1 protein-coding gene is annotated in these 224 nt (G+C 53.6%); it reads right to left on the bottom strand.

All coding sequences use genetic code 11. From position 1 onward, the window contains the following. Nucleotides 1-224, bottom strand: a 224-nt coding sequence (locus HMPREF3009_RS02975) for a hypothetical protein (protein ID WP_158010558.1), incomplete at both ends; no start/stop codon positions are given.

The raw sequence follows: 224 nt of genomic DNA, 5'->3' as shown, positions 1-224 counted from the left end.
CTCAGACGGGTCCTTAGAGGTGACAGTCTGATCCTTGTCGTTGATGTCCTTGTGCTCAGCGATCTCATTCGGGTTCTTCGGATCAGTACCCGGAGTCTCCTTGCCCTCCTTGTCGACCTCAACAGAAGTCAACTCCTCAAAGGCAACCGCAGCCTCAACCGGCTCCGTTACAGACTCATCAACGATGATCTCAACAACAACCTCACCATTGGCAGCATCCGGAG

The sequence above is a fragment of the Corynebacterium sp. HMSC034H07 genome (assembly GCF_001815175.1).
GTDB lineage: Bacteria > Actinomycetota > Actinomycetes > Mycobacteriales > Mycobacteriaceae > Corynebacterium > Corynebacterium hiratae.
The sequence above is the reverse complement of the archived record's forward strand: the minus strand, read 5'-3'. Positions and strand labels throughout refer to the sequence as shown.